The sequence below is a fragment of the Citrobacter sp. RHBSTW-00599 genome, assembly GCF_013784065.1.
Taxonomy (GTDB): domain Bacteria; phylum Pseudomonadota; class Gammaproteobacteria; order Enterobacterales; family Enterobacteriaceae; genus Citrobacter; species Citrobacter braakii.
On sequence record NZ_CP056717.1, the window covers coordinates 1,834,680 to 1,857,797 of the forward strand.

28 protein-coding genes and 2 riboswitches are annotated in these 23,118 nt (G+C 45.0%); of the genes, 24 read left to right on the forward strand and 4 right to left on the reverse strand.

The genetic code is table 11. The annotated features are described in order from the left end of the window. Nucleotides 1-75: 75 nt before the first annotated feature. From apbC to HV243_RS08795, 6 genes are all read left to right on the forward strand, one after another. Nucleotides 76-1,185, forward strand: a complete 1,110-nt coding sequence (gene apbC, locus HV243_RS08770) for an iron-sulfur cluster carrier protein ApbC (protein WP_016153686.1) — start codon at nucleotides 76-78, stop codon at nucleotides 1,183-1,185. A gap of 264 nt (nucleotides 1,186-1,449) precedes the next feature. Further along, a complete protein-coding gene (locus tag HV243_RS08775) occupies nucleotides 1,450-1,731 on the forward strand; it encodes a DUF2574 family protein (protein WP_016156962.1) in 282 nt (93 codons plus the stop codon). A gap of 272 nt (nucleotides 1,732-2,003) precedes the next feature. Continuing rightward, complete coding sequence (gene yehD, locus HV243_RS08780; RefSeq protein ID WP_016156961.1) at nucleotides 2,004-2,543, forward strand: fimbrial protein YehD; 540 nt, start codon at nucleotides 2,004-2,006, stop codon at nucleotides 2,541-2,543. A 63-nt stretch (nucleotides 2,544-2,606) separates the two neighbouring features. Beyond that, entirely contained in the window at nucleotides 2,607-3,287 is a 681-nt protein-coding gene (locus HV243_RS08785) for a fimbrial assembly chaperone (protein WP_053388833.1), read from the forward strand. Between the two features lie 13 nt (nucleotides 3,288-3,300). Next, nucleotides 3,301-5,787, forward strand: a complete 2,487-nt coding sequence (locus HV243_RS08790) for a fimbrial biogenesis outer membrane usher protein (protein ID WP_053388834.1) — start codon at nucleotides 3,301-3,303, stop codon at nucleotides 5,785-5,787. Nucleotides 5,788-5,798: 11 nt separating this feature from the next. Continuing rightward, on the forward strand, nucleotides 5,799-6,782 hold the full coding sequence (locus HV243_RS08795) for a fimbrial protein (protein ID WP_053388835.1): 984 nt from the start codon (nucleotides 5,799-5,801) through the stop codon (nucleotides 6,780-6,782). 53 nt (nucleotides 6,783-6,835) lie between these two features. On the opposite strand, the gene HV243_RS08800 is transcribed toward HV243_RS08795, so the two are convergent. After that, on the reverse strand, nucleotides 6,836-7,168 hold the full coding sequence (locus HV243_RS08800; protein ID WP_019077205.1) for an RcnB family protein: 333 nt from the start codon (nucleotides 7,166-7,168) through the stop codon (nucleotides 6,836-6,838). 221 nt (nucleotides 7,169-7,389) lie between these two features. Next, a riboswitch (TPP riboswitch) is annotated at nucleotides 7,390-7,485 on the forward strand. A 67-nt stretch (nucleotides 7,486-7,552) separates the two neighbouring features. Between HV243_RS08800 and HV243_RS08805 the strand changes: the two genes are divergently transcribed. The 4 genes from HV243_RS08805 to HV243_RS08820 all read left to right on the forward strand — a co-directional run bounded on the left by HV243_RS08805 (nucleotide 7,553) and on the right by HV243_RS08820 (nucleotide 11,034). Next, nucleotides 7,553-8,854, forward strand: a complete 1,302-nt coding sequence (locus tag HV243_RS08805) for a tyrosine-type recombinase/integrase (protein ID WP_150189107.1) — start codon at nucleotides 7,553-7,555, stop codon at nucleotides 8,852-8,854. An 83-nt stretch (nucleotides 8,855-8,937) separates the two neighbouring features. Next, nucleotides 8,938-9,657, forward strand: a complete 720-nt coding sequence (locus HV243_RS08810; RefSeq protein WP_150189106.1) for a hypothetical protein — start codon at nucleotides 8,938-8,940, stop codon at nucleotides 9,655-9,657. 351 nt (nucleotides 9,658-10,008) lie between these two features. Further along, nucleotides 10,009-10,611, forward strand: coding sequence for a hypothetical protein (locus HV243_RS08815; protein WP_064391690.1), 603 nt, complete (start codon nucleotides 10,009-10,011; stop codon nucleotides 10,609-10,611). A gap of 3 nt (nucleotides 10,612-10,614) precedes the next feature. After that, complete coding sequence (locus HV243_RS08820) at nucleotides 10,615-11,034, forward strand: hypothetical protein (protein ID WP_064391691.1); 420 nt, start codon at nucleotides 10,615-10,617, stop codon at nucleotides 11,032-11,034. 62 nt (nucleotides 11,035-11,096) lie between these two features. On the opposite strand, the gene HV243_RS08825 is transcribed toward HV243_RS08820, so the two are convergent. Together HV243_RS08825 and HV243_RS08830 are read right to left on the reverse strand one after the other, a co-directional pair. Continuing rightward, nucleotides 11,097-11,246: a hypothetical protein gene (locus HV243_RS08825; RefSeq protein ID WP_170974160.1), complete on the reverse strand. Its 150-nt coding sequence runs from the start codon at nucleotides 11,244-11,246 to the stop codon at nucleotides 11,097-11,099. Nucleotides 11,247-11,256: 10 nt separating this feature from the next. Beyond that, nucleotides 11,257-11,829, reverse strand: coding sequence for a tyrosine-type recombinase/integrase (locus HV243_RS08830; protein ID WP_064391692.1), 573 nt, complete (start codon nucleotides 11,827-11,829; stop codon nucleotides 11,257-11,259). Between the two features lie 1,908 nt (nucleotides 11,830-13,737). Here HV243_RS08830 and HV243_RS08835 point away from each other — a divergent pair. The 11 genes from HV243_RS08835 (at nucleotide 13,738) to HV243_RS08885 (ending at nucleotide 20,755) form a co-directional block, all read left to right on the forward strand. Further along, on the forward strand, nucleotides 13,738-13,905 hold the full coding sequence (locus tag HV243_RS08835) for a hypothetical protein (RefSeq protein WP_168377428.1): 168 nt from the start codon (nucleotides 13,738-13,740) through the stop codon (nucleotides 13,903-13,905). A gap of 58 nt (nucleotides 13,906-13,963) precedes the next feature. Beyond that, complete coding sequence (locus HV243_RS25515; RefSeq protein WP_223822569.1) at nucleotides 13,964-14,557, forward strand: transcriptional regulator; 594 nt, start codon at nucleotides 13,964-13,966, stop codon at nucleotides 14,555-14,557. A gap of 12 nt (nucleotides 14,558-14,569) precedes the next feature. Continuing rightward, the gene (locus tag HV243_RS08845; RefSeq protein ID WP_064391695.1) at nucleotides 14,570-14,851 is read left to right on the forward strand and encodes a hypothetical protein; all 282 of its coding nucleotides are present in this window, start codon (nucleotides 14,570-14,572) and stop codon (nucleotides 14,849-14,851) included. A gap of 120 nt (nucleotides 14,852-14,971) precedes the next feature. Further along, a complete protein-coding gene (locus HV243_RS08850; protein WP_064391696.1) occupies nucleotides 14,972-15,361 on the forward strand; it encodes a hypothetical protein in 390 nt (129 codons plus the stop codon). Next, nucleotides 15,354-15,692 carry a hypothetical protein gene (locus HV243_RS08855; protein ID WP_181603981.1) on the forward strand — a complete coding sequence of 113 codons (339 nt, stop codon included), beginning with the start codon at nucleotides 15,354-15,356 and terminating at the stop codon, nucleotides 15,690-15,692. The genes HV243_RS08850 and HV243_RS08855 overlap by 8 nt, the downstream gene beginning before the upstream one ends. 672 nt (nucleotides 15,693-16,364) lie before the next feature. Continuing rightward, a complete protein-coding gene (locus tag HV243_RS08860) occupies nucleotides 16,365-16,589 on the forward strand; it encodes a hypothetical protein (RefSeq protein WP_136070823.1) in 225 nt (74 codons plus the stop codon). 3 nt (nucleotides 16,590-16,592) lie between these two features. Then, a complete protein-coding gene (locus tag HV243_RS08865; RefSeq protein ID WP_064391700.1) occupies nucleotides 16,593-16,970 on the forward strand; it encodes a hypothetical protein in 378 nt (125 codons plus the stop codon). A gap of 18 nt (nucleotides 16,971-16,988) precedes the next feature. After that, nucleotides 16,989-18,026 carry a hypothetical protein gene (locus HV243_RS08870; RefSeq protein WP_064391703.1) on the forward strand — a complete coding sequence of 346 codons (1,038 nt, stop codon included), beginning with the start codon at nucleotides 16,989-16,991 and terminating at the stop codon, nucleotides 18,024-18,026. Between the two features lie 133 nt (nucleotides 18,027-18,159). Continuing rightward, entirely contained in the window at nucleotides 18,160-18,354 is a 195-nt protein-coding gene (locus HV243_RS08875; protein WP_074194250.1) for a hypothetical protein, read from the forward strand. Beyond that, the gene (locus tag HV243_RS08880) at nucleotides 18,354-20,231 is read left to right on the forward strand and encodes a hypothetical protein (protein WP_181603982.1); all 1,878 of its coding nucleotides are present in this window, start codon (nucleotides 18,354-18,356) and stop codon (nucleotides 20,229-20,231) included. Before HV243_RS08875 ends, HV243_RS08880 begins: the two co-directional genes overlap by 1 nt. Before the next feature lie 65 nt (nucleotides 20,232-20,296). Next, nucleotides 20,297-20,755: a hypothetical protein gene (locus HV243_RS08885; protein WP_064391707.1), complete on the forward strand. Its 459-nt coding sequence runs from the start codon at nucleotides 20,297-20,299 to the stop codon at nucleotides 20,753-20,755. A gap of 22 nt (nucleotides 20,756-20,777) precedes the next feature. Here HV243_RS08885 and HV243_RS08890 read toward each other — a convergent pair whose 3' ends face one another. Continuing rightward, nucleotides 20,778-21,029 (reverse strand): hypothetical protein, encoded by a 252-nt coding sequence (locus HV243_RS08890; RefSeq protein ID WP_071603011.1) that lies wholly within the window; start codon nucleotides 21,027-21,029, stop codon nucleotides 20,778-20,780. Nucleotides 21,030-21,105: 76 nt separating this feature from the next. Between HV243_RS08890 and HV243_RS08895 the strand changes: the two genes are divergently transcribed. From HV243_RS08895 to thiD, 3 genes are all read left to right on the forward strand, one after another. After that, a complete protein-coding gene (locus HV243_RS08895; RefSeq protein WP_148721883.1) occupies nucleotides 21,106-21,402 on the forward strand; it encodes a hypothetical protein in 297 nt (98 codons plus the stop codon). Continuing rightward, a riboswitch (TPP riboswitch) is annotated at nucleotides 21,395-21,491 on the forward strand. It overlaps the preceding gene by 8 nt. A gap of 31 nt (nucleotides 21,492-21,522) precedes the next feature. Further along, the gene (thiM, locus tag HV243_RS08900) at nucleotides 21,523-22,311 is read left to right on the forward strand and encodes a hydroxyethylthiazole kinase (protein ID WP_053388836.1); all 789 of its coding nucleotides are present in this window, start codon (nucleotides 21,523-21,525) and stop codon (nucleotides 22,309-22,311) included. Next, nucleotides 22,308-23,108, forward strand: coding sequence for a bifunctional hydroxymethylpyrimidine kinase/phosphomethylpyrimidine kinase (thiD, locus tag HV243_RS08905; protein ID WP_016156956.1), 801 nt, complete (start codon nucleotides 22,308-22,310; stop codon nucleotides 23,106-23,108). The genes thiM and thiD overlap by 4 nt, the downstream gene beginning before the upstream one ends. Nucleotides 23,109-23,118: the final 10 nt, after the last annotated feature.

A 23,118-nucleotide genomic window follows, 5' to 3' on the forward strand; every position in this document is an offset into this window, starting at 1 on the left:
AAATGAATAATTGTTGCGGTTGGAGTAAACTACCTGGTGACTATTGTATTTTCAGAACAACAAAAAGGAGTCGGGATGAACGCACAATCCCAGGCCAAATCACCAGAGACCCTGCGCGCGATGGTTGCCGGGACGCTGGCGAATTTTCAGCATTCAACCCTGAAGCATAATCTGACGACGCTTAAAGCGTTGCATCACGTCGCCTGGATGGATGACACGTTGCACGTTGAGCTGGTCATGCCGTTTGTCTGGCAGAGCGCGTTTGAGGACTTAAAAGAGCAATGTAGCGCCGATCTGCTGCGTATTACTGGTGCGAAAGCGATCGACTGGAAACTGTCGCATAACATTGCGACGCTGAAACGCGTGAAAAACCAGCCGGGCATTAATGGTGTAAAAAACATCATCGCCGTCAGTTCGGGTAAAGGTGGCGTAGGTAAATCCTCTACTGCCGTGAACCTGGCGCTGGCGCTGGCTGCGGAAGGGGCGAAGGTAGGGATACTGGACGCCGATATTTATGGCCCGTCAATCCCGACGATGCTCGGTGCGGAAAACCAGCGTCCAACCTCTCCAGACGGTACCCATATGGCGCCGATCATGTCTCACGGCCTGGCGACAAACTCTATTGGTTATCTGGTTACTGACGATAATGCGATGGTGTGGCGTGGCCCGATGGCCAGCAAAGCCCTGCTGCAGATGCTGCAAGAAACCTTATGGCCGGATCTTGATTACCTGGTACTGGATATGCCGCCGGGTACGGGTGATATCCAGTTGACGCTGGCGCAAAACATTCCGGTCACGGGTGCTGTTGTGGTGACCACTCCGCAGGACATCGCGCTGATCGATGCGAAAAAAGGCATCGTGATGTTCGAAAAAGTCGAAGTGCCAGTGCTGGGTATTGTTGAGAATATGAGTATGCATATTTGCAGCAACTGCGGTCATCACGAGCCAATCTTCGGCACCGGTGGCGCGCAGAAACTGGCTGAGCAGTATCACACCCAACTGCTGGGACAGATGCCGCTGCATATTTCTCTGCGTGAAGACCTGGATCGTGGTACGCCGACGGTCATCAGCCGTCCTGACAGCGAATTTACCGCCATTTACCGCGACCTTGCAGGACGTGTCGCTGCCCAGCTCTACTGGCAAGGGGAAGTGATCCCAGGTGAAATTGCCTTCCGCGCGGTGTAATTAATAGCGTTACAAATATTCACTGTATCAATAATTCATTGATGCAGTGAATATATTGGATGAAAAATCGCACTCAATTATTTATCCGGACTGTATAATTCATGTCTTTTTCTGAATAAACACCCTCAATGCATCATTTAAATTGATCAAATTGGTCGAATTAATCTACAATCTCAATTAGTCTTAGCGAGGCAGTTAATCCATAATCTACTGGAAAGACGGCTTGTGTGCTGTTTCCCAACCGATACAGGAATAATGAACGTAATGAAAAAAAATTTATTCTTGGGAGTTATTACTTTGGCTTATGGAATGAGCGCTTCTGCTTTCGCCACAGATACTGCCACCCTGAATATCAATGGTCGGGTAACTGAACCCACCTGTAGCGCTGATGTTGTAAATAACGAAGTGCAGCAACGCTGTGGCAATGCCATTTCCTTTTCAAACGTCAGAGCGGGTGTTTACAATCCAACAAAAGGTGCGGTAACTGAAATTGTTACTATCACCGGTGACGCTACACGACAAATTGTGATGACGCGTTACGATTAAACGTCTTTTATCAGCCATGCATTATTATTGTGAATAATAAGTGGCTGACCATTTCTCTGAAGAATTTCATTCCGACAGTTAATCTCGTAAATTTATTAATTTAAAAGAATAAAAAAATCGACTGATTTGTTTCTATTATATTGCGCTTTGCAATTTGTTTTAAATCAATAAAACAACGCGTTTACATTGCGGTAACGTTTCTGGTGTGCGAATTTAATTTCACAGGTTAAGTCCTCTTAACCAATAGAAGTTAATTTATTAAGGAATATACGATGAAACGTTCAATTATTTCCGCTGCTGTTCTGTCCGCTGTAGTTATGAGCGCTGGGGCTTTTGCTGCTGATTCTGATCAGGGTGAACTGATTATTACTGGTAAAGTAGTAGGGACCACCTGTAAATTTACAGGGGATACCACTGCGACCATTGGTATGAACCAAATTGGTGCTGACAGATTAAATGCCTTAAGTGCTGGTGGTGTTTATGAAGGATACTCAAATAAAACCACCGTGCCATTGACGGTTGAATGTACAGGAAGTAAAGCACCAAAAATTACTTTCTCCAGTTCTCAATTTGACAGCAATAATAAATATATTACACGAAATACCGCAGCAAATAATGGTGCTGGCTTCACCGTTTACTATGGTGATGATTTTACTAAACAGGTTAACCCCGATACAGGTATTGAGTTAACTAAAACTGCGGACAATAAATATACTCTGAACTTTAGCGCACGCTACGCGAAAATTGGTTCTGCCGATGTCTCCGCTGGTGATGTGGCCTCTTCGCTGACGATGACTGTTGTTACTGATTAAGATGACTATCCTGTTTGTCGGCGGCTCCGGCCGCCGATTATTTCCGCAGTAAGGATAATTATAATGAAAAAAATACTCGTGTTTTTACTGGCCGGTACAGTAATGCCTGCGTGGGGCGGCATATACATTTACGGCACCCGTGTCATTTATCCGGCACAGAAAAAAGAAATTACCGTGCAATTAATGAATGAAGGCAGTCGCAGCTCGCTGGTTCAATCCTGGATAGATGACGGAGATACCAGTCTGCCACCCGAAAAAATCCACGTGCCATTTGTAATGAGCCCTCCGGTGGCAAAGGTCAGCGGAGGCTCTGGTCAACAACTGAAAATTAAGCAATTGGCAAATACGCTACCGGAAGATCGTGAAAGTCTTTTTTTCCTGAATGTGTTAGATATTCCTCCTAATTCTGCGGAATCAGAAGGCAAGAACATGATTAAATTTGCTATGCAGAATCGCATCAAATTTATATATCGCCCGCAGGGTATCGCCGGTGTAGATGAAAAAAGCTTTTCTCGCTTAAGCGTCAGAGATATCAGCGGTGGCATTAATATCAAAAATAATTCTGCTAACTGGATTACTATTCCTGAACTAGTGGGTAATTCAAAAATAAACAGCGAGACAGTGTTACTTGCTCCGTGGTCAGATAAAAAGGTCGTCACCACTGCTGTCGTTAATCATTACAAGGTTACTCTTATTGATGATCACGGAAACTACTTAACTGAAAAAATAAAGACGGAAAGATAGTCAAGGATTGATTATGTCAAAGATAAATTCTATTACACTGTCAATCCTGTCGGTGTTGGCCGCTTCATCCACATGGGCTGAAGAAGACACGTTTGATACCCACTTTATGATCGGCGGTTTGAATGGTGAGAAAATCTCTCGCTATCAAATTGATGGCGATAAGCCAATGCCCGGTATATATGAAATGGATGTTTATCTTAATAATAAGTGGCGTGGTCGGTACGATATTGATATTAAAGACGATCCCGAACTGACATGTCTGTCCTGGGCACAATTGCAGCAAATTGGTATTCGCACCGGGAATATTAAAACGGATAAACAAGAAGGCTGCGTGCCGCTGCGTGCAGCAGTGCAGGGCGGCAGTGTTAGTTATGACATTGGGGAGTTTATTCTAAATTTAAGCGTACCTCAGGCGTATGTGGTTGAATATGAACCAGGATATATGCCGCCTGAAACCTGGGACCGTGGGGTAAACGCTTTTTATACCTCTTATTACGCCAGCCAGTATTACAGTAATTATAAACACGGTGGTGATGATAAAAGCAGCTATGTGAACCTGAATAGCGGGTTGAACCTGCTGGGGTGGCAGTTGCATTCAAGTGACAACTATACGAAAGGTAACGAGGGCAACGGCAAATGGAAGAGCAACACGTTATATGTGGAACGTGGTGTGCCGTCGATTCTTGGTACATTGCGCGCTGGTGACATGTATACCGGGGCAGATATTTTTGATGCCGTACGTTTTCGTGGTGTGCGTATCTGGCGCGATATGCAAATGTTACCAAACTCAAAACAGAATTTTACCCCTGTAGTTCGTGGGATTGCTCAGAGCAACGCCCTGGTAACCATCGAACAAAATGGTTTTGTTATTTACCAGAAAGAAGTGCCACCAGGCCCATTTGCTATTGATGATCTACAACTCGCTGGTGGCGGTTCGGATTTAGATGTCAGTGTGAAAGAGGCTAACGGTTCGATATCTCATTATCTGGTGCCTTTTTCATCTGTGCCAAATATGCTGCAGTCTGGCGTATCGAAATATGATTTCGCTGCAGGGCGTAGCCATATTGAAGGGGCTGGCAATCAGTATGATTTCCTGCAAGGGAGTTATCAGTATGGTCTGAACAATCTGCTAACAGTCTATGGCGGTACAATGCTGTCGCAAAACTATTCTTCATTTGTGCTTGGGACTGGCTGGAATACCCCCATTGGCGCAGTATCGGTAGACGCCACGCGATCGCATAGCGAGCAGGATAATGGTGATGTTTTTGATGGTCAGAGCTATCAGGTTGCATGGAACAAATATGTCACGCAGACCGGTACGCAGTTTGCACTGGCAGCTTATCGTTATTCCTCGCGGGATTATCGTACCTTTAATGACTACGTGTGGGCGAATAATAAAAATAACTATAATCGCGATAAAAACGATGTTTATGACATTGCGGACTACTATCAAAACGACTTTGGCCGCAAGAACAGTTTTTCACTGAATATAAATCAAGCGTTACCCGAAAACTGGGGATCCCTGGCGGTCAGTGGCCTGTGGCGCGACTATTGGCAACGCAGTGGAAACGGCAAAGATTATCAGCTTAGCTACTCTAACGCCTGGCAGCGAGTTAGCTATACCGTTGCCGTGAGTCAAACGTACGATGAGGACAACCACGAGGATAAGCGTTTTAACCTGTATATCTCCATCCCGTTCTCGTGGGGGGACGGTATTTCCACTCCTCGACGCGATCTGTTCGTCTCTAATTCCACGACGTTTGATAATGACGGCTTTCAGTCGAATAACACCAGCTTAAGCGGGGTGACGGGTCATCGCGATCAATTCAGCTATGGTGCCAACATCAGTCAGCAACGACAGGGGAACGAGACAACGGCGGGCGTTAGTATGGTCTGGCGCGCGCCAGTGGCGACTGTAGGCAGTAGTTACAGCCAATCGAATAAGTATCAACAGGCCAGCGGCAATATTCAGGGGGGGATCGTGGTGTGGTCTGAGGGCGTCGCTTTGACTCCCCGGCTTTCAGATACATTCGCCATTGTTAAAGCGCCTGGGTTACAGGGTGCGGCTGTGCAAGGGCATCGTTACCTAACGACCAACAGTAAAGGTTACGCGGTTTACGACAGTCTGACGCCGTACCGTGAAAATATGCTGATGCTGGATCTTTCCGACACTAATAGCGATGTGGCATTAATGGGCAATCGAAAAGGTACAGTACCCTATCGCGGTGCGGTCGTGATGACGGAGTTTGAAACCGATCGGCGCAAACCCTGGTACTTCCTGGCCGAGCGTCCGGACGGCTCTCCGTTATCTTTCGGTTATGAAGTGGAAGATGATATCGGTAATAATGTTGGTCTGGTGGGGCAGGGTAGTCGGTTATTTATTCGCACCAACGACATTCCCGCGTCGGTACGTGTTGCAGTTAATAAACAGCAGGGACAGTTCTGTACAATTACCTTCGATAGGGCGATTGATGAGAATAAAGTCTATATTTGCCGATAAGGATGCAAGATATGAAAGGATACGTATTTTTGATATTTTTGCTGCTGTCATCCTTTGGCGCTGATGCCGGGTGTACATTTCAGACGAAAAATGGCGGGTTAGCGACAATTAATCTGGATATGACATCTGGAACGGCAATAAATCAAATTAATCTCAGTTCCAGTGGTAACATAGTGTGTACAGCCAACAGTGATAGCTTATATTATACAACACCGCTTAAGGATTACATTGTTGCAATTCAGGGGGGCAGCGGCAAGAAGGTTTTAATTAATATCAATCTGACCAGCAATGATTTTCCAGTAAGTGTTGGTAAGAAAACGGTTAGTGCCGGCGAAGTGCTGGATACCAAAAGTTTCACCATCTCAGCAAGATATGTAAATTCAGGGACTATTAAGCAGACAGTATCCGGTGATGCGTTTAGTCTGAGCGACCCGGCAGTAAGTATTACCTCTGATAATTCTTGTACTTCAAACTGGTTAGCTTATCTTTATTGCTGGGTTACCGGACGTTTATCGAGTAATTCAGCTTTTACACAGAATTTAAGCTTTACAGTAACGCATAAACCCACCACGTGTCAGTTTTCATTACCTCGATACGAAATTAAAATGCCAGATACCACATTAAATGAAATGCTCACGGTTAATAATACCAAATCGGGTTCCACAAATCTGGTATTGAATTGCGAAAGTATATATAACGTTACTACCAATCCCGTCACTTTTAAAGTGGTGCGCGGTGACTGGGATGAAAGCGGGAAAATACTAAAAAACACGATAGCGAATGGCGCCAAAGGGGTGGGGTTCCAGATATATAATGGCACCGCGACTTCTCCTCTAAAACAGGGGGATAATCTGATGAACAGAATGACCAAACTGGAAGCAATCAGTAATCAGTACACTTTCCCTATCACTGCGAAATATGTTCGCGTGACAGGGGAATCATTACTGCCTGGTGAAATACAAAGTAAAGTGATATTTGCAGTATCTTATGACTAATTGATTTGCGGGTATTTCACGTACTTTCTTGCTGAAAGTACGTGTTTTTTCTATTAACGATGATAAAAAATCTCGCCGTCGTAGGCTTTAATGATCTTACCGTCAGCATCGTTGATCAGCACGTACGCACCACCCATGTAGGTCCAGTGGGTACCGGCGGTAGGTGCTGGCAGGTTGCGTTGGTTCCATTGCTTAATCGCATATTCGTCAGTACGGTACAGCGGTGGGACCGTGTCACCAGGTTTAAAATGGGTAAAATCGGCAATGAAACCGCTCAACTCATACTTATCAATTCCGGTGGGAGCAGCTGTTGCGGCCGGCGCGGCCCAGACGACGCTGCTTGCAAGCAGGAGTGCACCCAGCAACATTTTATTCTTCATACCCATCCTCTTTACCTGTTCGGGTCATCAACATCAGTCGTGTATCATTCCTGGCTTATAGGGCATCTGACAAGAACTTTTTTGTTATCACGCCAGTCATTTCGTAAAAAGTGTAAATGAATGTACAGAATAGCTGCAACCTTACCCCGTAATTTCGTGGAGGGCCATGGTGCTGCGCTAATTTACATCATCAAGCGTAGGCAGTATTCTGTTACCGAAACTTGTGTTTCAACGACTCGGGGTGCCCTTCCTGGTGAAGGCTGAGAAATACCCGTACCACCTGATCTGGATAATGCCAGCGTAGGGGGCCAAAATTTGGCCTACTTATCATGAGATTGCATCTCTTTTTGTCCGTGCTGAATGCACTTGAGGTACAAAAAGGGCTTAATCATGAGGTACAGAACTCTTCCATACACGTTTCAACGAAACGGCAATTACTATCTGCAAATCCGGCTTTCAAATGGCAGGATGTATAAAAAATCCCTTCTCACTGATAGTTATCGTGAAGCATCTGCTTTGATGGTTGGTATTATTCCGCACATTCCTTTTGTTAAATCATTAGCTACACCGATCCCGATGTTTGATGCTTTTGTATCAAACCTGATTGTGTCAGAACGTAAGACAGTGAAAGTTCCGCAGTTACTCAGTCAGCCGATTGTTGTACCTACTGAAATCGTTGAGCCAGTGGCACAAGTTGTATCGGAAAGGGTGCTAACCCTTTCCGATACATGGGCGATGTACAAAGATGAAAAAGGGCGCAACTGGACGAAATCGATCTCAATGGCAAATGAGCGTTACATGGAAGTGTTGCTAACTGTCTTGGGAGGCGAAACTGATGTAACGATGATCACAAAGCAGGACATTAAGCAGGTGATGGAAGTTGTTGAGAACCTCCCTAAGCGCGTTGTACAGCCTTATCGATCAATGACCATCCAGCAACTGATAGAATGTGATGATGTGCCACCGGATGATCTCGTGGGTGTTGAAGCTATTCATAAGCACCTCAAAATCTACAAATCCTTGTTTAAAACTTTTCTCACTGAAAGCAAAGACGTTTTGCAGAAGTCCCCAACTGATGGAGTAGTGGCAGCACCTTCAAAAGCGAGGTTCGGTGCTTACAGCACAGCAGAGATGAAAAAGTTTGTGGGGTGGGCGCTAAAACAGCCTGACAACTGGCAAAAGTGGATCACATTGCTGCTGGCATACACCGGAGCCAGAAGAGGCGAGATTGCCAAACTGGAGAAGTCACAGATAAAATTCGATGAAGACAGCCAACGGCATTACTTCCTTATTGCAGAGGGAGGGCAGGGGAAAACTGAAAATGCTACCAGACAAGTAGTGATCCACTCGAAATTGATCGAATGGGGATTTATGGACTACGTTGATCGCCAATGGAAGGAGCGGATTTTCTCAGAAGTTGCAGGAACGAACATGACGAAGATAGGAAAAATGTTTTCAGATCTCCGTGATCAGCTTGGTATTGCGTATCTCGATGATTACGGGCAAAGACGGCTTTTGCACAGTATTCGTCATTCTGTTTGCTCTACTGCGATGGCTGGATGGGTAAAGAACATTCTGCATCTACAACAAACGGTTGGTCACGAGAAAAGTGGCGGGATTACTAAACGCTATTTACATACATTCCCACTGCAAAGCATTTGCTATGTGATCGATGGTTTAAATTGGGAATGATAAATTTTGGTTATGTTCTTGTATTTATTTGTTTTTTCATGGATGATGATTTATCTGTAGACTTCTAATTTATGAGGTTTGAGGTGTTACTAAATAAATTAACTGTTGAAAAATTCCATTCGATAATGGAAAGTATTCTTGACCGATTAGAGAAAGATGACTATCTCTCATGGGATTTTATCAATCGGTTATCTAAAAATGGATGGGTTCCCCCATTAGCTTTTGATTGTTATGACTACTTTCAATGCCCGTCATCAGAATTATCAGATAAAGAAATTGAATTAGGGTTCATGAATTTTTTTGAACTTAATTTTGAAAGCGTATTTTTAAAAATAATAAATCTTGAAGAGGAACAAAATCCTTTTATCCACAAGATGTTATTAGAGGTAATTCAAGCATACAGGCAAGGATTTTATCAAATCTGTATTCCTTCATTGTTTGCAATACTTGAAAGGTATTTGGCTGATCTTTCAAATGATGGTGACTTAAGTAATGTGAAGTATGGTATGGGTTTGGCTCGAAAAGTTTGGATTGAAAAAGATAAGAACGGTCAATTTATTGAAACTGATGGTGAAATTCCTTATCAGTTTGTGCAGAGTTGCTATTTAATTAAACAATTCTTAGATAAGTATTTTACGAAGATTGATTTTGAAAGTTTTGATTCGTTGAATAGACACGCATTTGCTCATGGGAGACAGCAATACTATGCAACTCGAGTTGATGCCGTGAAATTGATTTTTATTATTACAAACATTATTAGCATGTATTATCAGATTGAATTCATTACTCCTGAGGAAGAGTAATGAATGGCTAATTCAGAAGTGAAGAATAAATGGAAGGTTTTGAAAAACATTAGCGGTCATAGGGTTAAGATCTTTATTCCTGCTACATTGCAAATTAGTTAGGGTGATGTCAGAGAAAGGTAGTTATCTAATGCAAAAAAAAGATAATTCTATCTATGATCTGATTGACATTATTAAAGCTGTAGATAAAAGAGCAGGCTCTGTCAACGTTCTAGACTCGCCCCTCGGGTGTACGGTCATTCTGATAAACTTCACTGTCTGACATACCCTGATGCTGTCGCCTAACGGCCCCGCTTGTTGCCTTACCACCAACGGGTTCATGATGTACTATGGGAGAAAACAGGAGCGTGTATGTCAGATAATTATGCTGGTCTTATTGGGACAGTTGTGGGTGCAATCATTACAGGAGGCTTCGCCTGGTTTACTGATTGGCGTAAGAACCGTTCGAAGAATGAAAAAGATTTAGAAGTGTTAGCCCTAAAACTGACTTATAAACTAGATCGGTATGTTGCACTGTGCCTTGAGTGTTCAGAAGATGATGGGCGCGAGTATTATTATGAAGATGAAGGTAGATGCTCTGGATCGGTGTTTAGAGGTTATGTCATTGAATTTCCTGATTTTAAGCTGGGAAAATTCGAAGATATCGATTGGAAGTTGTTACCTGTGAATTTAATGCACGAAATTTTTACACTTCCTACAAAAGTTGACAATGCAAAGCAGCGATTCGTCAAGGAATGGAACGAATTTGATGATCATTTAAACGATGATTATCCTACAACAAAACGCGCCAAGGAATTGACAGACCTCGCGATTTATTTTTATAACGTATCATTCAGCTTACGGACGTTGGCAGGACTACCGCTCCCTGAGGATTCAATCATCATAGATACACTTAATAAAAATAAAATTAACAACGATAAAGATTACGATAGATTATTTATTCGAGAGGAATGATTAATGTCTGGAATGCTTGCAAGTACAGCGGCGGCTGTAGGGATCATTGATAAGGCTGTCGGCATCGCAAAGAAACTTGCGGATGATGGCGGTGAGCTTGATAAGGCCACGCTTAAACTTGAGCTTGCTAACCTCATGACAGAGCTTGCCAGCGTTAAGATGGAAGTGATCACAACCCAAGCTCTTCTTTTCGAGGCTGAACAAAAAAACAAACAGCTTGAAGAGCAGCTTAAGGATAAGCACACCTTCATTTTCAATGATGGACTTTACTGGAAAGAAGGCGATGAAACAGCCTATTGTCCCAAATGCTTTGAAGTTGATAAGGTGCAAACACACATGATTTTTTCGCGTGCCGTTGGTCAATACTCCGCAAGTTGGTATTGCAATAATTGCAGAAACAGCATTTATCCAAAATCCCGCTAAAATCGTCATTCTTTGGCGGAAGTGTCAAATGTCTTTGCATACGGACATTTCCCCTTAGTTACCTAAGTGAACAGGTAATTGCTGTTCTGATACGTGCGTAGCGTTTTCCCGCTCTTCGTCTGTTCCTCCTGTGGGTGGGTCATCGTAATTTGTCCGGCATTTGCCAGGGCTGGCAGTAACGCCAGTGTCAGCACCAGTAAACTGTTTTTCATGTGTACCCCCTTATAAGTCCATCTCATTGATCACACGACTAACGGCTTCTTTATCTAAATCCAGATAGCGCCTGGTGTCGGTGATGTTGCTGTGATTAAGCACGGTCATAGCTAACGCGATGTTGTTTGCAGAACGTTTGTAGATGGCATTCCCGCCAGCTTTGCGGAAGCTGTGCGCCGATACAGTGCCATGAATCCCGATAGCTTTAGCGGCTTCTGCGATCTGCTTGCTCACTTCCTCGCGTCGTACAGGCGCTTGCTTGTTCATTGATCGGTTACGCTGGCTTCTGAACACATGCACATCATTGGGAAACTCAGCGCGGCGACGTGTGATCATCTGCACCACTGGAGCCGGAAGGGTGAGGGCTTTACGCTTCCCTGTCTTCTGTTCTTCTATGTCAATCTCACCGTTGATCACGTCGTCAAAGCGTAACGCTACGGCATCCCCCACACGCAATACGGCGGCTTGCATCATTAACGTAACGTCAGCTATCAGGCTCTTGTTATGAGCGTTTAGCCATTCCCTGATCGCTTTAGCTTGCTGTTCGTCTAACACCACTGCTCTGTTCAATTTATCCTCCATTAAGGACACACATCTAAACTGATGAAATAAACATTATGATCATTTTCAGTTGGTTGCAAGAAAAATGATCAAAGATTGATCTGTGATGTGTGTGGTAAATGGCGCGGTTGTGTCCAGTGCTGAACGCGAAGATCAGGCACACCCAGATCGAAATCTGCACAATTTCAAAATATCTTCAACAAAATCAATTTATTGTCATTTATAAACATGTGTTTGGACGTTGCCAAATCATCAGATCGGCAAGAAGAACAGCGGTAACACCGGAACGTCACACTACAGATGGTTGTGTGTGGTTGTTGTCTATTTCATTGATTTTATGTTGGAAAATGTGAGGGTATTAGGCGAGGGTGGCGCTAACCTGCCAGTATGCACGGAGTATGCAGAGTTTATTCACTTGAAACTGATCGCAAAGTGGAATGATTAGAATCCTAACTAATTGGCGGGTTTTAGCATGAAAAAACAGAGTTGTTACTTCATAACGAAAAGTCGTTAAGCAAATCCGGCACAAGTGCAAAGTGGTTTTCATGACAAACAGCACTGATCACGCACTACACAACGGTTTAGCTAAACTGATCATTCTGACAATGAAAGTGAACAATCTCCTTTGACCTACATCTACACCAATTCTTTACCTGTCATTTAACATAGGTTTTGACGTTATTAATGCAGGGGTTTGATAGGGATAATCTAAGATTTTCCTCTGGCTGTTCTTAGGGTTGTTGCATGGGCGATTCGTAGTGAGCAGGGCGACGATCTACCGTTGGGTAAAGTGAGAAACGAGCACCCCTACAGAATTCTGTTACCCTTTGGACTTTCTATGCACCAGTACCCCTACAAAATACTGTGACCCTACCCCCACAGAAAACTGTTAGACACCCCCACAGAATTTTGGGGGAGGGGGTAACAGAATTCTGTTAGCTATTAGATCACTTATTAAATTACTTTATTAGATCAGAACTTATTATCTTTTTACGCTGTCCCTGGTCGGTACTCTACGGGAAATCTCACCTACGCCACCCTTGACGGGCTGACGGTTCGACCCCGTACCGCTCAGGAACAAGCACAAGCGTAACTCTGTACCTTCTTGACTCGTGCAAACTTCGTTTCTGACGAACGTCAGGCACGAATGATTTTATGCCGTAGGCAAAGTACCGTTGCGCTGTGCGCGGAATAGTCGTGTGCTTCGCCAGTGGCTAAAGTTCACTTACCCTCGTACCTCGTGCAAATTCACTAAGCCTCAATCCAATACCAACTAACTACCATCCTGATAACTACCGTTATCCCTCTGTAGATGTGCTATTGGTTTCGGGAGTAAGTGCCAGAGGTGCGCCCGTATGCCGTTAGGCTTCACAGGAGCCTCATAGAGCGCTTTAAAAAGGGCAGGGAATACCGATGTAGTGCATGTGTATGCAAACCTCCTGTAACGCGATACAGAGCGTTTTGTGATGATTGATAGAGATTGATCACAATTGGTGGGTATGCTATTATCTTTAATGGGGAATTATATCAAAAATCTATTGACTTTGAAATCATTTCATGTTAAAGTAACTAAGTAGGGTGATGAAAGCATTCATCCTGTCATCTTCTTAGGCATTCTGCCTAACCACAAAATCCAAATTACACCGCACTATCAGGCAACGTTATTAACGTTCTCCCCTGGATGGTGTTTCCGTGTATCTCACGCAAGGAGAACCCACATTAAGTATTTTAGTCCAGAAGTTGTCTTCGAGGCTTTAAAAGCCGGAAGCCAAACACGTAAGGCAATTAACAGCCAGCGAGCAGCAGCAAAGCGTCAAGGTTATTTCGAACACGCTGAACGATTACGCAAAGGAATCGAACTTTACGATCAGTGGAAAGCTGAACAGGCTGAAACCACTACCAACAATTAAGCCAGAAGGAGAAAACCACATGAGCGACATTATAAATTCGAAGAAAGAACCGCGCACTTGCTTACACATTCCTGATGAAACGTTCCAGGCCTTATTTAAGGAGGCGAGAAATCAAAGAGTGACAGTTACAGAATACATCCTCAATGTTCTGAATAAAGAGGCAACCAATCTTAACAAGGGCAAGTGATCCCATTATCACCATAGTAGCGCCGTGAGCGCGATTACAATTAAGGATAAAATTTCAAATGACAACAAATGATGATCAATTTGTCAGGGTTCCTATGTGGATTCTGAAAATAAGCCACGTCAACGGGCATAAATTTACTGATGGTTCTAAAAATCTCTATTGCTATTTAAGGGGATTTGACCGTGCATTTCCTTCTTACGCAAAAATAGGTGATGTGTTTGGAATAACGCCAAGAGCCGCAGAGGAACGAGTTAAGAAACTGCTTGAAATGGGATTGATTATTAAAGATCTGCGCCCTGGGACTTCTAACCTTTATCAAGTATTAGAAATTCCACGAGAAGAATCTCCAGAAATACAGCCTACTCCCCTTGAAGTTCATGAAAGTGCTCCAGCAACTACGCCAGCCCCTGAACCAATAAAGACCGCAGAGGAAAAGCCGGATGATGATGTGATTATTGATTCAGTGTGCGAACTGCTGTCAAAGCCTGATAGTTTACGACAGCAAAACAGGGGAGATACATTTATAAATTATGCTCGTCGTGTAATGCAAAGTAATCATAAGAAACTACCTTCCAGATTCGAAGAAGAGTTAGAGATGAGATTTGAAAATCGTTATCCACACTTTCATGAACGATTCGGAACACCATTTTAACCAAGAGGAACAATGAACAAATTATACCTATTGAATGAATGCACAAACCATCAAATCGAATGTAACACCGTTTGCCAACGTCTTTATTTTCACCTTGCATCTCTCAAACGTGAAAGCGGAGCAATAAAAACCACCGTGAAACACATTGCTGATGGGGTTGGAATAAGTGAAAGCGGGGCGCGGTATTGGATGTTATTAATGCACGATGCAGCCGTTATTACTATGGAGCGTCACGGCAAGTATTACGACATTACCGTCAATGATGCGGTGAGTTTTATCACTACACCCCACTGATAAGCAACACTAACAAACAATCAGGAAACTTTATGATCATCGCTATCTATTGGCTATTTGCATTTTACGCAGTATGGAGCATAACGAGGAAATACGGAAGTTTCCCTTTACGAGGAATTAATGGGACGAAAAGAACGTAGTAACATTGTCAGAATTGAAAAGGCAGTGAAAGCAACAAAACGTAAATACAGCCATAAGCTAAAAGATTATTCAAGAGAATCTATTCCTGGCGAGATGGTAACTACGATTATAGAACACCCTCCAACGGTTCCAACCGGATCAGAGTTTGAACTATTGCAGGATGTTCTATCGTCAACGGACAACGTTTATTACAAACCGCGACGTAGAAAAGAATACATTATTGACAGCAGCCAGCTTAAACCCTGGCAAATTATCGGGTTTGAGCAATACGCCGATTTCATAGGCTATTCCCAGACTAACGGCTTGGGCGGTCACACTGCCGATTTGGATTTTTTATTTAATGACGACAAGGAAAATTATAATGACTAACGACACAATACAATCTCTACTCCTTAGTTTCGAAGATAATTATCATCTCCCGCTACTACAGGAAGTGAATAAAACATACATCACAGCAACGCCTGAGAGCCTCCTGAACGCTGTTAAACATACAGAGCAAGCCATCACAGCCCTTGAGCATCTTCAAACCTCTGTAGCTCGTTTGATAGAGCGTGACGGTAGCACCATAACAGCAGAGGAAGCCTGGAGAGCAGCGAATGACCTTGAGGAGCTTGCTTGCAGCCTCCAGTACATCACGCTTGAGCTGGGAGAGCTTGCCTTAGCCATTTCAGACAAACACGTCGCCAGTGAAATTGAATAAAAATGCAGTTAAAGTGAATAAATAGCTTGACAGTTCGTAACGAAAATGTTACTATAAGATAAGGGCTGAGTATTCGAATCACTTCTCCCTCCTGAATGCCGTTTCCCATAGCGGCACTCTCTTTTGAATGCTTTTTTTGAAAGTGTTGGTTCTTTCTTCTTTCTTCTTTCTTCTTTCTTCTTTTTTGTTTAGTTCCGAAGGAATGCGCGGGATGTAATGTCTCGTTGTGTTGGCATTACATGCAATCACCCGCGCATCTCCGACCTTTTCAAAAAGAGCATTCGCTCTTTATCCCTCATTCATTCCGTTAGGATGAATGTAGTCAGACTTAACTACCTTGAATTGTGAGAGATTCAGGAATTACGTTAAGGCTGGCAAATCTTCTATTAATTACACTCCCGAAAGTGTCAGCTAATAGATAATGAAAGCCTCATTTATTCCAGGGCGCTGCAACACGCTTTTAAATGAGGAGCAATGACGGGCGACCCTACTTTGTGTTTACATCTGTATTTACATTGCGCCCTTCATTTATTTAAGAAATCACTCTTTAACTTCATGGCCTCTTCTATGACGTTAAACAATGCTTTCTTTAGCAAGGGGCATTCTCTCTTGGCGACTTCGGTCGCCTTTTCTTTATCAGCTGTAAACAAAAAAGTTAAATAAGGACACCTAATGTTCTTGATGAACTATGACCGTGTGATCACACACAAATCCTCTTCACTTGTACTCACTGAAAAGATGATGAAACAGGTGGCGCATGTATTAGGCGTAAGTGTTGGAGAGATTCGAGAGGTTACAGAAAAATTCTGGCCTACAGCCACGATCACAAAATCACATACCCCTCACCCATCATCAGGGCTTGAGGAACGATTAAAACTATTAGCAAAAGGAAAATAACCAATGCAATTTGGAACATTTCAAACTCTGAACGGGAATAACAGCCACGCCCGTTATAAAATTATCGCCCATGCTTCTGATGCAATTATGCAGGATAAGCTAATCCGTCTGGAATCCGGTATTCCTGCCGATCTTATTGTTGGCGACCTTGTAGACGCTACAGGCGCGAAAGCTGCCGCCCCTGGTGACATTGCGTATGTTGTCGTAGAACCTGCAAGCGCTGGTGATAAGGCGTTTATTGTAGCTTCTCCAGAGCATACTATTTTAGCCCTGGTTGGCGTTGAATTTGGAAGCCTGAATAAATCTCTGGCTCAAGCGCAATTAGCGACTCTTGGCTTTACTTTCACTGACTACGACACCGTAGCCCTACGCACAACCTAATCAAGGATAATAATAAGAATGGCTTATTCAGATCTATTTTCTGGCAACATGTACGATTTTGCCAGCCCGTTTACATTCTCTACTCAACTAAACCAGATTGTAACTAATCTTGGGTTATTCCGTGTTGAACATCACGATGTAAACTCTATCGCTCTTGAGAAAATCACCGATGTGAAAAATCTCGTTGCACCAGAGAAAATGCCCTACGCTCAAAGCGATTGGAACAGTGCAGAACGTCCAGAATTCAGCAATGTGCTGTATCAGCTTAAATACACTAACTCCCTTAACTCCGTCACCTCTCGTGACCTTGAGCAGTATAAAGCGCGTGGAACGGTTGACACTGCTGACCAAATTACCCTCGCTATCAACGATTTCAGCGATGCACAGTATGCACAGGTGAGTAACACGGTAGAGGTTGACCTTGTTGAGGCGCTGTTAGGGCTTCGTGTTAATTCTCAATTCGCCGGACAGGGCGATCTTGATTTCCTTGCTGGCGGTAGCAAAACCACATACACGATGGACATTAGCGCAGACGCAAACGTGTTCCAGCAACTTAGCGAGATCGGACGCATTCAGAATGTGAAACTTGGATCAGGGTTGGCACAGGCTAAACAAGGGGCGGTGATCTTGGCATCCGGCAAAGCAGCCGTAGCGTTACGCTATCACCCGTCCGTGAAAGACTTCATGGTGTATACGCTGCCGCTGGAATCTGGTGATAACTTCTACACCCGCACAAAAGGTGCAAACCCTGCTTTCGAAACCTGGACGCTAAACGGTGTAACCGTGATCGACGTGACAGGCTATAGCCTCATCACTGACAAAATCGGTGTTGATGGCTTTGTTAGCATTCCTGTTATGTCTGAACAGTCTAATGCCTACGTGCTTCATAGCGGTGTTGGTGTTCGCCACGCCACACAAGGAAAAGGCGCGGAATTGTATCACCAGTATGTAATTGTTGATCAGCGTTGGGGCTTCCCAGAAGTGGCTACAGAGTGTAGCTATCTGCCGATTGTTAATGTGCCTCAAGCGATCATTTTCGGTACTGTCTCGGAATAACGAGCGATAGACGGTAGTTCTTCCCGTCTGGAAATAAAGAAGAGCTTTTAATCAGGGGGCGTAGGGAACTGGAACACGCAAAGCAAATGCGCCAGCCCTTGCCCCTTTTTTATTTTTAGCATGAGGAAAGAGTATGTTATTAATTTTAAAATCTAACAGAGGGCTGCATGTTCAATTATCGGCCTCTGATGCCGAAGGGCTATTGAATGTTGCTGCAATGTGCAGATTATTAGATGTTGACTATAACGGCGTGAGACAACGTATTTTTCGTGGTGAAACGGTAGAGCAAGCCCTCCACCACTATTTAGATCAGAGAGGGTGTGAATAATGTTAGAAATTCAAACCTCACGTATAAACAACGTGGTTTCATTTACGGTTGATCAGAATAGTCTTAGAGAGGCTAAGAAAGCGGGGAAGGATTTACAGAAGTATTTTCAATCGATTGCTGATCCAAAGATTCGTTTTCAGACACAAAAGAAAAACAGACAGAAAGCCCGTAAACAAGCCGATGATGCACGTTTTAACGATAACCCTCGTGACACTAAGGAAATGAAAGCCCAACGTGCAGCAGAGAAGCAGAAAGCCAGGGAAGAAAAAGCCAATCTTAAACTACGTCAACAAGTGCAACGTAGAGAGGAAACGGCTGATCTTAAATTTAAAAGTGCGGGCTTACAGCTTCGCGGCATTGCTGGGAAATACGGCGTAGACCCTGCAAAACAATACGAGGCTCTTAAATTCGTACAGGAACAAACAGAAGCCTTTAAAAATGGGCTAATTTCAAGCCAACGAATGAACTTTACCATTCGTGAACGTATCACCGATTTACGCCGTGAGGCTGCATTACAAGCCCGTATCACTGCCAGCACACAGCAACAAGCGATTGCACAGCGTCAAGCGAAGAGAATGGATTATAAAGGCGCGGCGGCTGGTATCAAAGAGAAGGGGCTGAATGTGATCGGCGGCGGTGCTGGTTTTATTGGTGCTACTGCTGCATTAGCGGGTGGGGCAGGAGTCTTGTCTCGTATCAAGCAGCAAGGAGATGAAAATCTGGAGCTTGTCCGAATGTCCGAACGTACCAAACTGAATCCCAACGCTGTTAAGGCGATAGTCACTTGGGGACAGCAACACGGTGTTGATTCCACATCTGTGGACAAAGTAACGGATGGCTTCGGTAAAGATACCCGCGAGAGAATCAGCGAAACGGTATTAAACAGCCAGTTCAAAGGCGGTAAATGGTCTGGTGGAAATAGCGCCGTTGACGAAGTGTTAAATAAGTTTGGTTGGAACAAATCGCAGCTATCACAGTATGAAGATAATCCGCTTGATTACCTACAAGCAATAGTCAATGAAGGCCAGCGTCGTGGGATGAAAGACGGTGAGATCGGGCATCTTCTCGAAAATACTTTTGATGATGGGATGCACTACCTCGATCTTTTCAAAAATAACGGTGAACAATTTATTTCGACTCTGAAAAAGCTGGTTGATTCCGGTCAGACGCTGAACGACGAGCAGATCAAACAAGCCTACGCTTACGGCGATCTCACCGTTGCAATGGGTAATCTGATGAATGGTGTTGATAACAGTCTATTCACTGGCTTTATGAAAGGCTTCGCTGACGGTGGCGACGAGCTTGTCAAAAACACTCAAGTTATCACTGAATCGGCTGGAATGCTTGGAGAGGGCTTAGGAGATCTGGCTAAACAGGTGACGGGCTTTGTTGGTGAGATTTCCGGCGTAGTGTCTGATCTGAATGCAGGGCTTCGTTCTCGTTTCCCTCAGTGGTTCACTGATAGCGATAAGCCAGCGGCCCAGGCTCTCTACGATGGTGCTGTGGGTGGTTCTGCGGATGCTACAGCAGATTGGATTCAGAATAAGACAGGCTTTGATACTCGCTCAGTGGGGCCAGCTATCATGGATTGGTTAGGCGTTGGTGGTGCTAACGCTGGAACAGCGGCAAATCAATACAGCCTAAATGGTGATTCTCTTCGTGGTTCTGCAATGTCACTAACCAGCGGTAACGCGCCAGCGTACAACCTTGCACCAGTGTTTAATCTGACAGTAGCGCCACAAGTACCGCTAACAATTCAGAGTGACGCTTCGCGCCTTGCTGATTATGTCGATTTCCAGGCGAGAGCCTCACAAGCCAGCTTCATGCAATCGCTCACGTTGTCAGCGTTAAGCGGTCAATCATCAACGGGTGGCTAACTTGTGTTATAGCATGGAGGCTATGCTAAAATGCCCGTGCTGAATTTAAATTGAAGGAATCTAAATTGAACTTTGATGATTTGTCTTCCGAAGAACTTGATCAGCATGTTATGGATCGCCTCGTATTTGAAGAAGAGGAATTATCTCCCATCTTAAAGGGGCATCTATTTATTGAGAAAGTTCTTGAAACATTAATTTCAAGAAACCTTGTTGAGCCTAAGGCATTTTTCAGGTCTACCCGTTCTTATGATTTAAAAGTAGATTTGGCCTTTGCTATGGGCTTGCTCAATAATAAATACTATTCTGCATTCAAAGCGATTAACAAAGTTAGAAATAACTATGCGCATAAGCATGATTACAAGGTCACTCTTGAAGAATTGAATGCTTTCAAATTTGATTGGGAAGAAATCCAGAATAAAGCATTTGCTGTGGCATGTGGAAAAAGTATTGGCGAGGGGGCAAGTATTGCCACAATGTTTTTATGTTGGAAAGCAATACATCTCCTCGACAAACAAGAAGATTAAAAAGGGGCGCAAGCCCCTTTTTTCATTTACGCCCTTTGTTGGACTGAGCCAGAACAGAGGCGGCAAGTTCTTTGGTCAATTCACTTGAGCGAGGGTTGTTGAGGGCAGCAGATGCTTTGTGTTCCATTGCACCGCTTGTTTGGTTCGAAGAACCCTTTTGAGACAGTGCTGAACCAGCAAGGCTCTTTTGGATTCCAGATGCGTTAGGGTTGTTCAAGGTTTGTGCTGCTACTGATGCGACTTTGCTTGATGTTTGCTTTGAATTATTAGCCATTCTCAACACCTATTCAGGAAGTGAATTTTTACACATGTTGTATCTGATTTATGAATAAACACAACATGTAGTGTTAATGGTAATTCTCACCGCTTCGCTTTGCAACAATGAAAACGCAGTTTACTGGTTAAATTCACAGTTGGTAAATTGTGCGGTATTTTATGCTGCTCAAGTGACTTCTTTTACGGGATTCATAGGTGATAACACTGGTTTTGTTGGTCGGCATTTGATCAATGGTTGTGAATTTAGTGGGGTACAAACTGAGGTACAAGGTGGGGTACAGCGCGAAGAGGCGATAACCGGAAGGGCGAGCTTGCAACAGCAAGCCACTTCCCCTAAGCTGGCAAAAAGTATAGAGATTCAATCTACATGACTCGGGGTGCCCCATCGCTGATGGGCTGAGAAATACCCGTACCACCTGATCTGGATAATGCCAGCGTAGGGAAGTCTGACACTGCTCGTGTCCCTTCTTCGCGCGGGCAGGAGCTGAACCATGCAGCCTGACCTGCACAGCCGCACACTCGCGGCTCACACCTTACACCAATTTAGAACGCTTTCCCCTCTCACACACTGCATGACCAACGAGGTCGTGCAAAGCTTTACGGCCAATACGCTGCTGGCGCTGGGCGCATCACCTGCAATGGTAATCGAGCCCGAGGAAGCCAGTCAGTTCGCGGCTATTGCCAGTGCATTACTGGTTAACGTCGGCACCTTAACCCGGGAACGGGCTACGGCGATGCGCGCCGCAGTTGAGCGGGCACAACTTGCTAAAACCCCGTGGACGCTCGATCCCGTTGCCGTGGGGGCGCTGGAGTTTCGTCGTCGCTTCTGTCTGGATTTGTTGGCGCTACAGCCTGCAGCTATCCGCGGCAACGCTTCGGAAATACTGGCTCTGGCGGGTATTAACGGCGGGGGACGCGGCGTGGATACGACCGATACGGCAGCCGCTGCGCTTCCCGCAGCGCAGGCACTGGCTCGTCAGGTTGGGACCATTGTCGTGGTTACCGGCGAAATTGACTATATCACCGATGGTCAGCGTACCGTCTGCGTGAACGGGGGTGACCCGTTGATGACGCGCGCGGTGGGCACCGGATGCGCGCTGTCGGCAGTCGTTGCAGCCAGTTGCGCCCTGCACGGTGACCGGCTTGATAACGTCGCCTCCGCCTGTAGCTGGATGAAACAGGCTGGACAAATAGCCACTCAACAATCAACCGGACCGGGCAGTTTTGTCCCGGCATTTATCGACGCCCTCTATAACCTGAACGCGCAGGAGCAACTATGAAACGGATTAACGCATTAACGATTGCCGGAACCGATCCAAGCGGTGGCGCAGGTATTCAGGCCGATTTAAAAACGTTCTCGGCGCTTGGCGCTTATGGCTGCTCGGTTATCACGGCGTTGGTGGCGCAAAATACGCGCGGGGTGCAGTCGGTGTATCGCATTGAACCTGACTTTGTCGCCGCGCAGCTGGATTCGGTGTTCAGTGATGTGCGTATCGACACCACTAAAATCGGTATGCTGGCGGAAACGGATATTGTTGAAGCGGTCGCCGAACGTTTGCGTCGCCATCGGGTGCAAAATGTCGTGCTGGATACCGTGATGCTGGCGAAAAGCGGCGATCCGTTGCTGTCTCCTTCGGCGGTTGAAACTCTGCGTACCCATTTGCTGCCGCAGGTTTCGATTATCACCCCAAATTTACCCGAAGCTGCGGCGCTGCTCGGGGCTCCCCATGCGCAGACTGAGCAGGAGATGTTAGAGCAGGGAAGGGCGCTGCGGGCGCTGGGTTGCGAGGCGGTGTTGATGAAAGGCGGTCATCTGGAGGATGCGCAAAGCCCCGACTGGCTCTTTACCCGTGATGGCGAGCAGCGTTTTACCGCGCCAAGGGTGATGACCAAAAATACCCACGGTACTGGCTGTACGCTATCGGCGGCACTGGCGGCGCTGCGTCCGCGCCATGACAACTGGGCACAGACAGTGCAGGAAGCTAAGTTGTGGCTTTCAGCGGCATTGGCGCAGGCCGACACCCTGGAAGTCGGTGAGGGAATTGGTCCGGTGCATCATTTCCACGCGTGGTGGTAATGAGTATACT

What these genes read in the sequence shown, in the direction of transcription:
- HV243_RS08820 (WP_064391691.1), top strand. Translation starts at nt 10,615, where the DNA reads ATGTCTGGAATGCTTGCAAGTACAGCGGCGGCTGTAGGGATCATTGAT.
- HV243_RS08845 (WP_064391695.1), top strand. Translation starts at nt 14,570, where the DNA reads ATGAACAAATTATACCTATTGAATGAATGCACAAACCATCAAATCGAA.
- HV243_RS08895 (WP_148721883.1), top strand. Translation starts at nt 21,106, where the DNA reads ATGGTAATTCTCACCGCTTCGCTTTGCAACAATGAAAACGCAGTTTAC.
- HV243_RS08775 (WP_016156962.1), top strand. Translation starts at nt 1,450, where the DNA reads ATGAAAAAAAATTTATTCTTGGGAGTTATTACTTTGGCTTATGGAATG.
- HV243_RS08835 (WP_168377428.1), top strand. Translation starts at nt 13,738, where the DNA reads ATGAGCGACATTATAAATTCGAAGAAAGAACCGCGCACTTGCTTACAC.
- HV243_RS25515 (WP_223822569.1), top strand. Translation starts at nt 13,964, where the DNA reads ATGACAACAAATGATGATCAATTTGTCAGGGTTCCTATGTGGATTCTG.
- thiD (WP_016156956.1), top strand. Translation starts at nt 22,308, where the DNA reads ATGAAACGGATTAACGCATTAACGATTGCCGGAACCGATCCAAGCGGT.
- HV243_RS08865 (WP_064391700.1), top strand. Translation starts at nt 16,593, where the DNA reads ATGCAATTTGGAACATTTCAAACTCTGAACGGGAATAACAGCCACGCC.
- HV243_RS08790 (WP_053388834.1), top strand. Translation starts at nt 3,301, where the DNA reads ATGTCAAAGATAAATTCTATTACACTGTCAATCCTGTCGGTGTTGGCC.
- HV243_RS08795 (WP_053388835.1), top strand. Translation starts at nt 5,799, where the DNA reads ATGAAAGGATACGTATTTTTGATATTTTTGCTGCTGTCATCCTTTGGC.
- HV243_RS08855 (WP_181603981.1), top strand. Translation starts at nt 15,354, where the DNA reads ATGACTAACGACACAATACAATCTCTACTCCTTAGTTTCGAAGATAAT.
- HV243_RS08830 (WP_064391692.1), bottom strand. Translation starts at nt 11,829, where the DNA reads ATGGAGGATAAATTGAACAGAGCAGTGGTGTTAGACGAACAGCAAGCT.
- HV243_RS08805 (WP_150189107.1), top strand. Translation starts at nt 7,553, where the DNA reads ATGAGGTACAGAACTCTTCCATACACGTTTCAACGAAACGGCAATTAC.
- HV243_RS08800 (WP_019077205.1), bottom strand. Translation starts at nt 7,168, where the DNA reads ATGGGTATGAAGAATAAAATGTTGCTGGGTGCACTCCTGCTTGCAAGC.
- apbC (WP_016153686.1), top strand. Translation starts at nt 76, where the DNA reads ATGAACGCACAATCCCAGGCCAAATCACCAGAGACCCTGCGCGCGATG.
- HV243_RS08815 (WP_064391690.1), top strand. Translation starts at nt 10,009, where the DNA reads ATGTCAGATAATTATGCTGGTCTTATTGGGACAGTTGTGGGTGCAATC.
- yehD (WP_016156961.1), top strand. Translation starts at nt 2,004, where the DNA reads ATGAAACGTTCAATTATTTCCGCTGCTGTTCTGTCCGCTGTAGTTATG.
- HV243_RS08880 (WP_181603982.1), top strand. Translation starts at nt 18,354, where the DNA reads ATGTTAGAAATTCAAACCTCACGTATAAACAACGTGGTTTCATTTACG.
- thiM (WP_053388836.1), top strand. Translation starts at nt 21,523, where the DNA reads ATGCAGCCTGACCTGCACAGCCGCACACTCGCGGCTCACACCTTACAC.
- HV243_RS08875 (WP_074194250.1), top strand. Translation starts at nt 18,160, where the DNA reads ATGTTATTAATTTTAAAATCTAACAGAGGGCTGCATGTTCAATTATCG.
- HV243_RS08860 (WP_136070823.1), top strand. Translation starts at nt 16,365, where the DNA reads ATGTTCTTGATGAACTATGACCGTGTGATCACACACAAATCCTCTTCA.
- HV243_RS08825 (WP_170974160.1), bottom strand. Translation starts at nt 11,246, where the DNA reads ATGAAAAACAGTTTACTGGTGCTGACACTGGCGTTACTGCCAGCCCTG.
- HV243_RS08870 (WP_064391703.1), top strand. Translation starts at nt 16,989, where the DNA reads ATGGCTTATTCAGATCTATTTTCTGGCAACATGTACGATTTTGCCAGC.
- HV243_RS08785 (WP_053388833.1), top strand. Translation starts at nt 2,607, where the DNA reads ATGAAAAAAATACTCGTGTTTTTACTGGCCGGTACAGTAATGCCTGCG.
- HV243_RS08850 (WP_064391696.1), top strand. Translation starts at nt 14,972, where the DNA reads ATGGGACGAAAAGAACGTAGTAACATTGTCAGAATTGAAAAGGCAGTG.
- HV243_RS08890 (WP_071603011.1), bottom strand. Translation starts at nt 21,029, where the DNA reads ATGGCTAATAATTCAAAGCAAACATCAAGCAAAGTCGCATCAGTAGCA.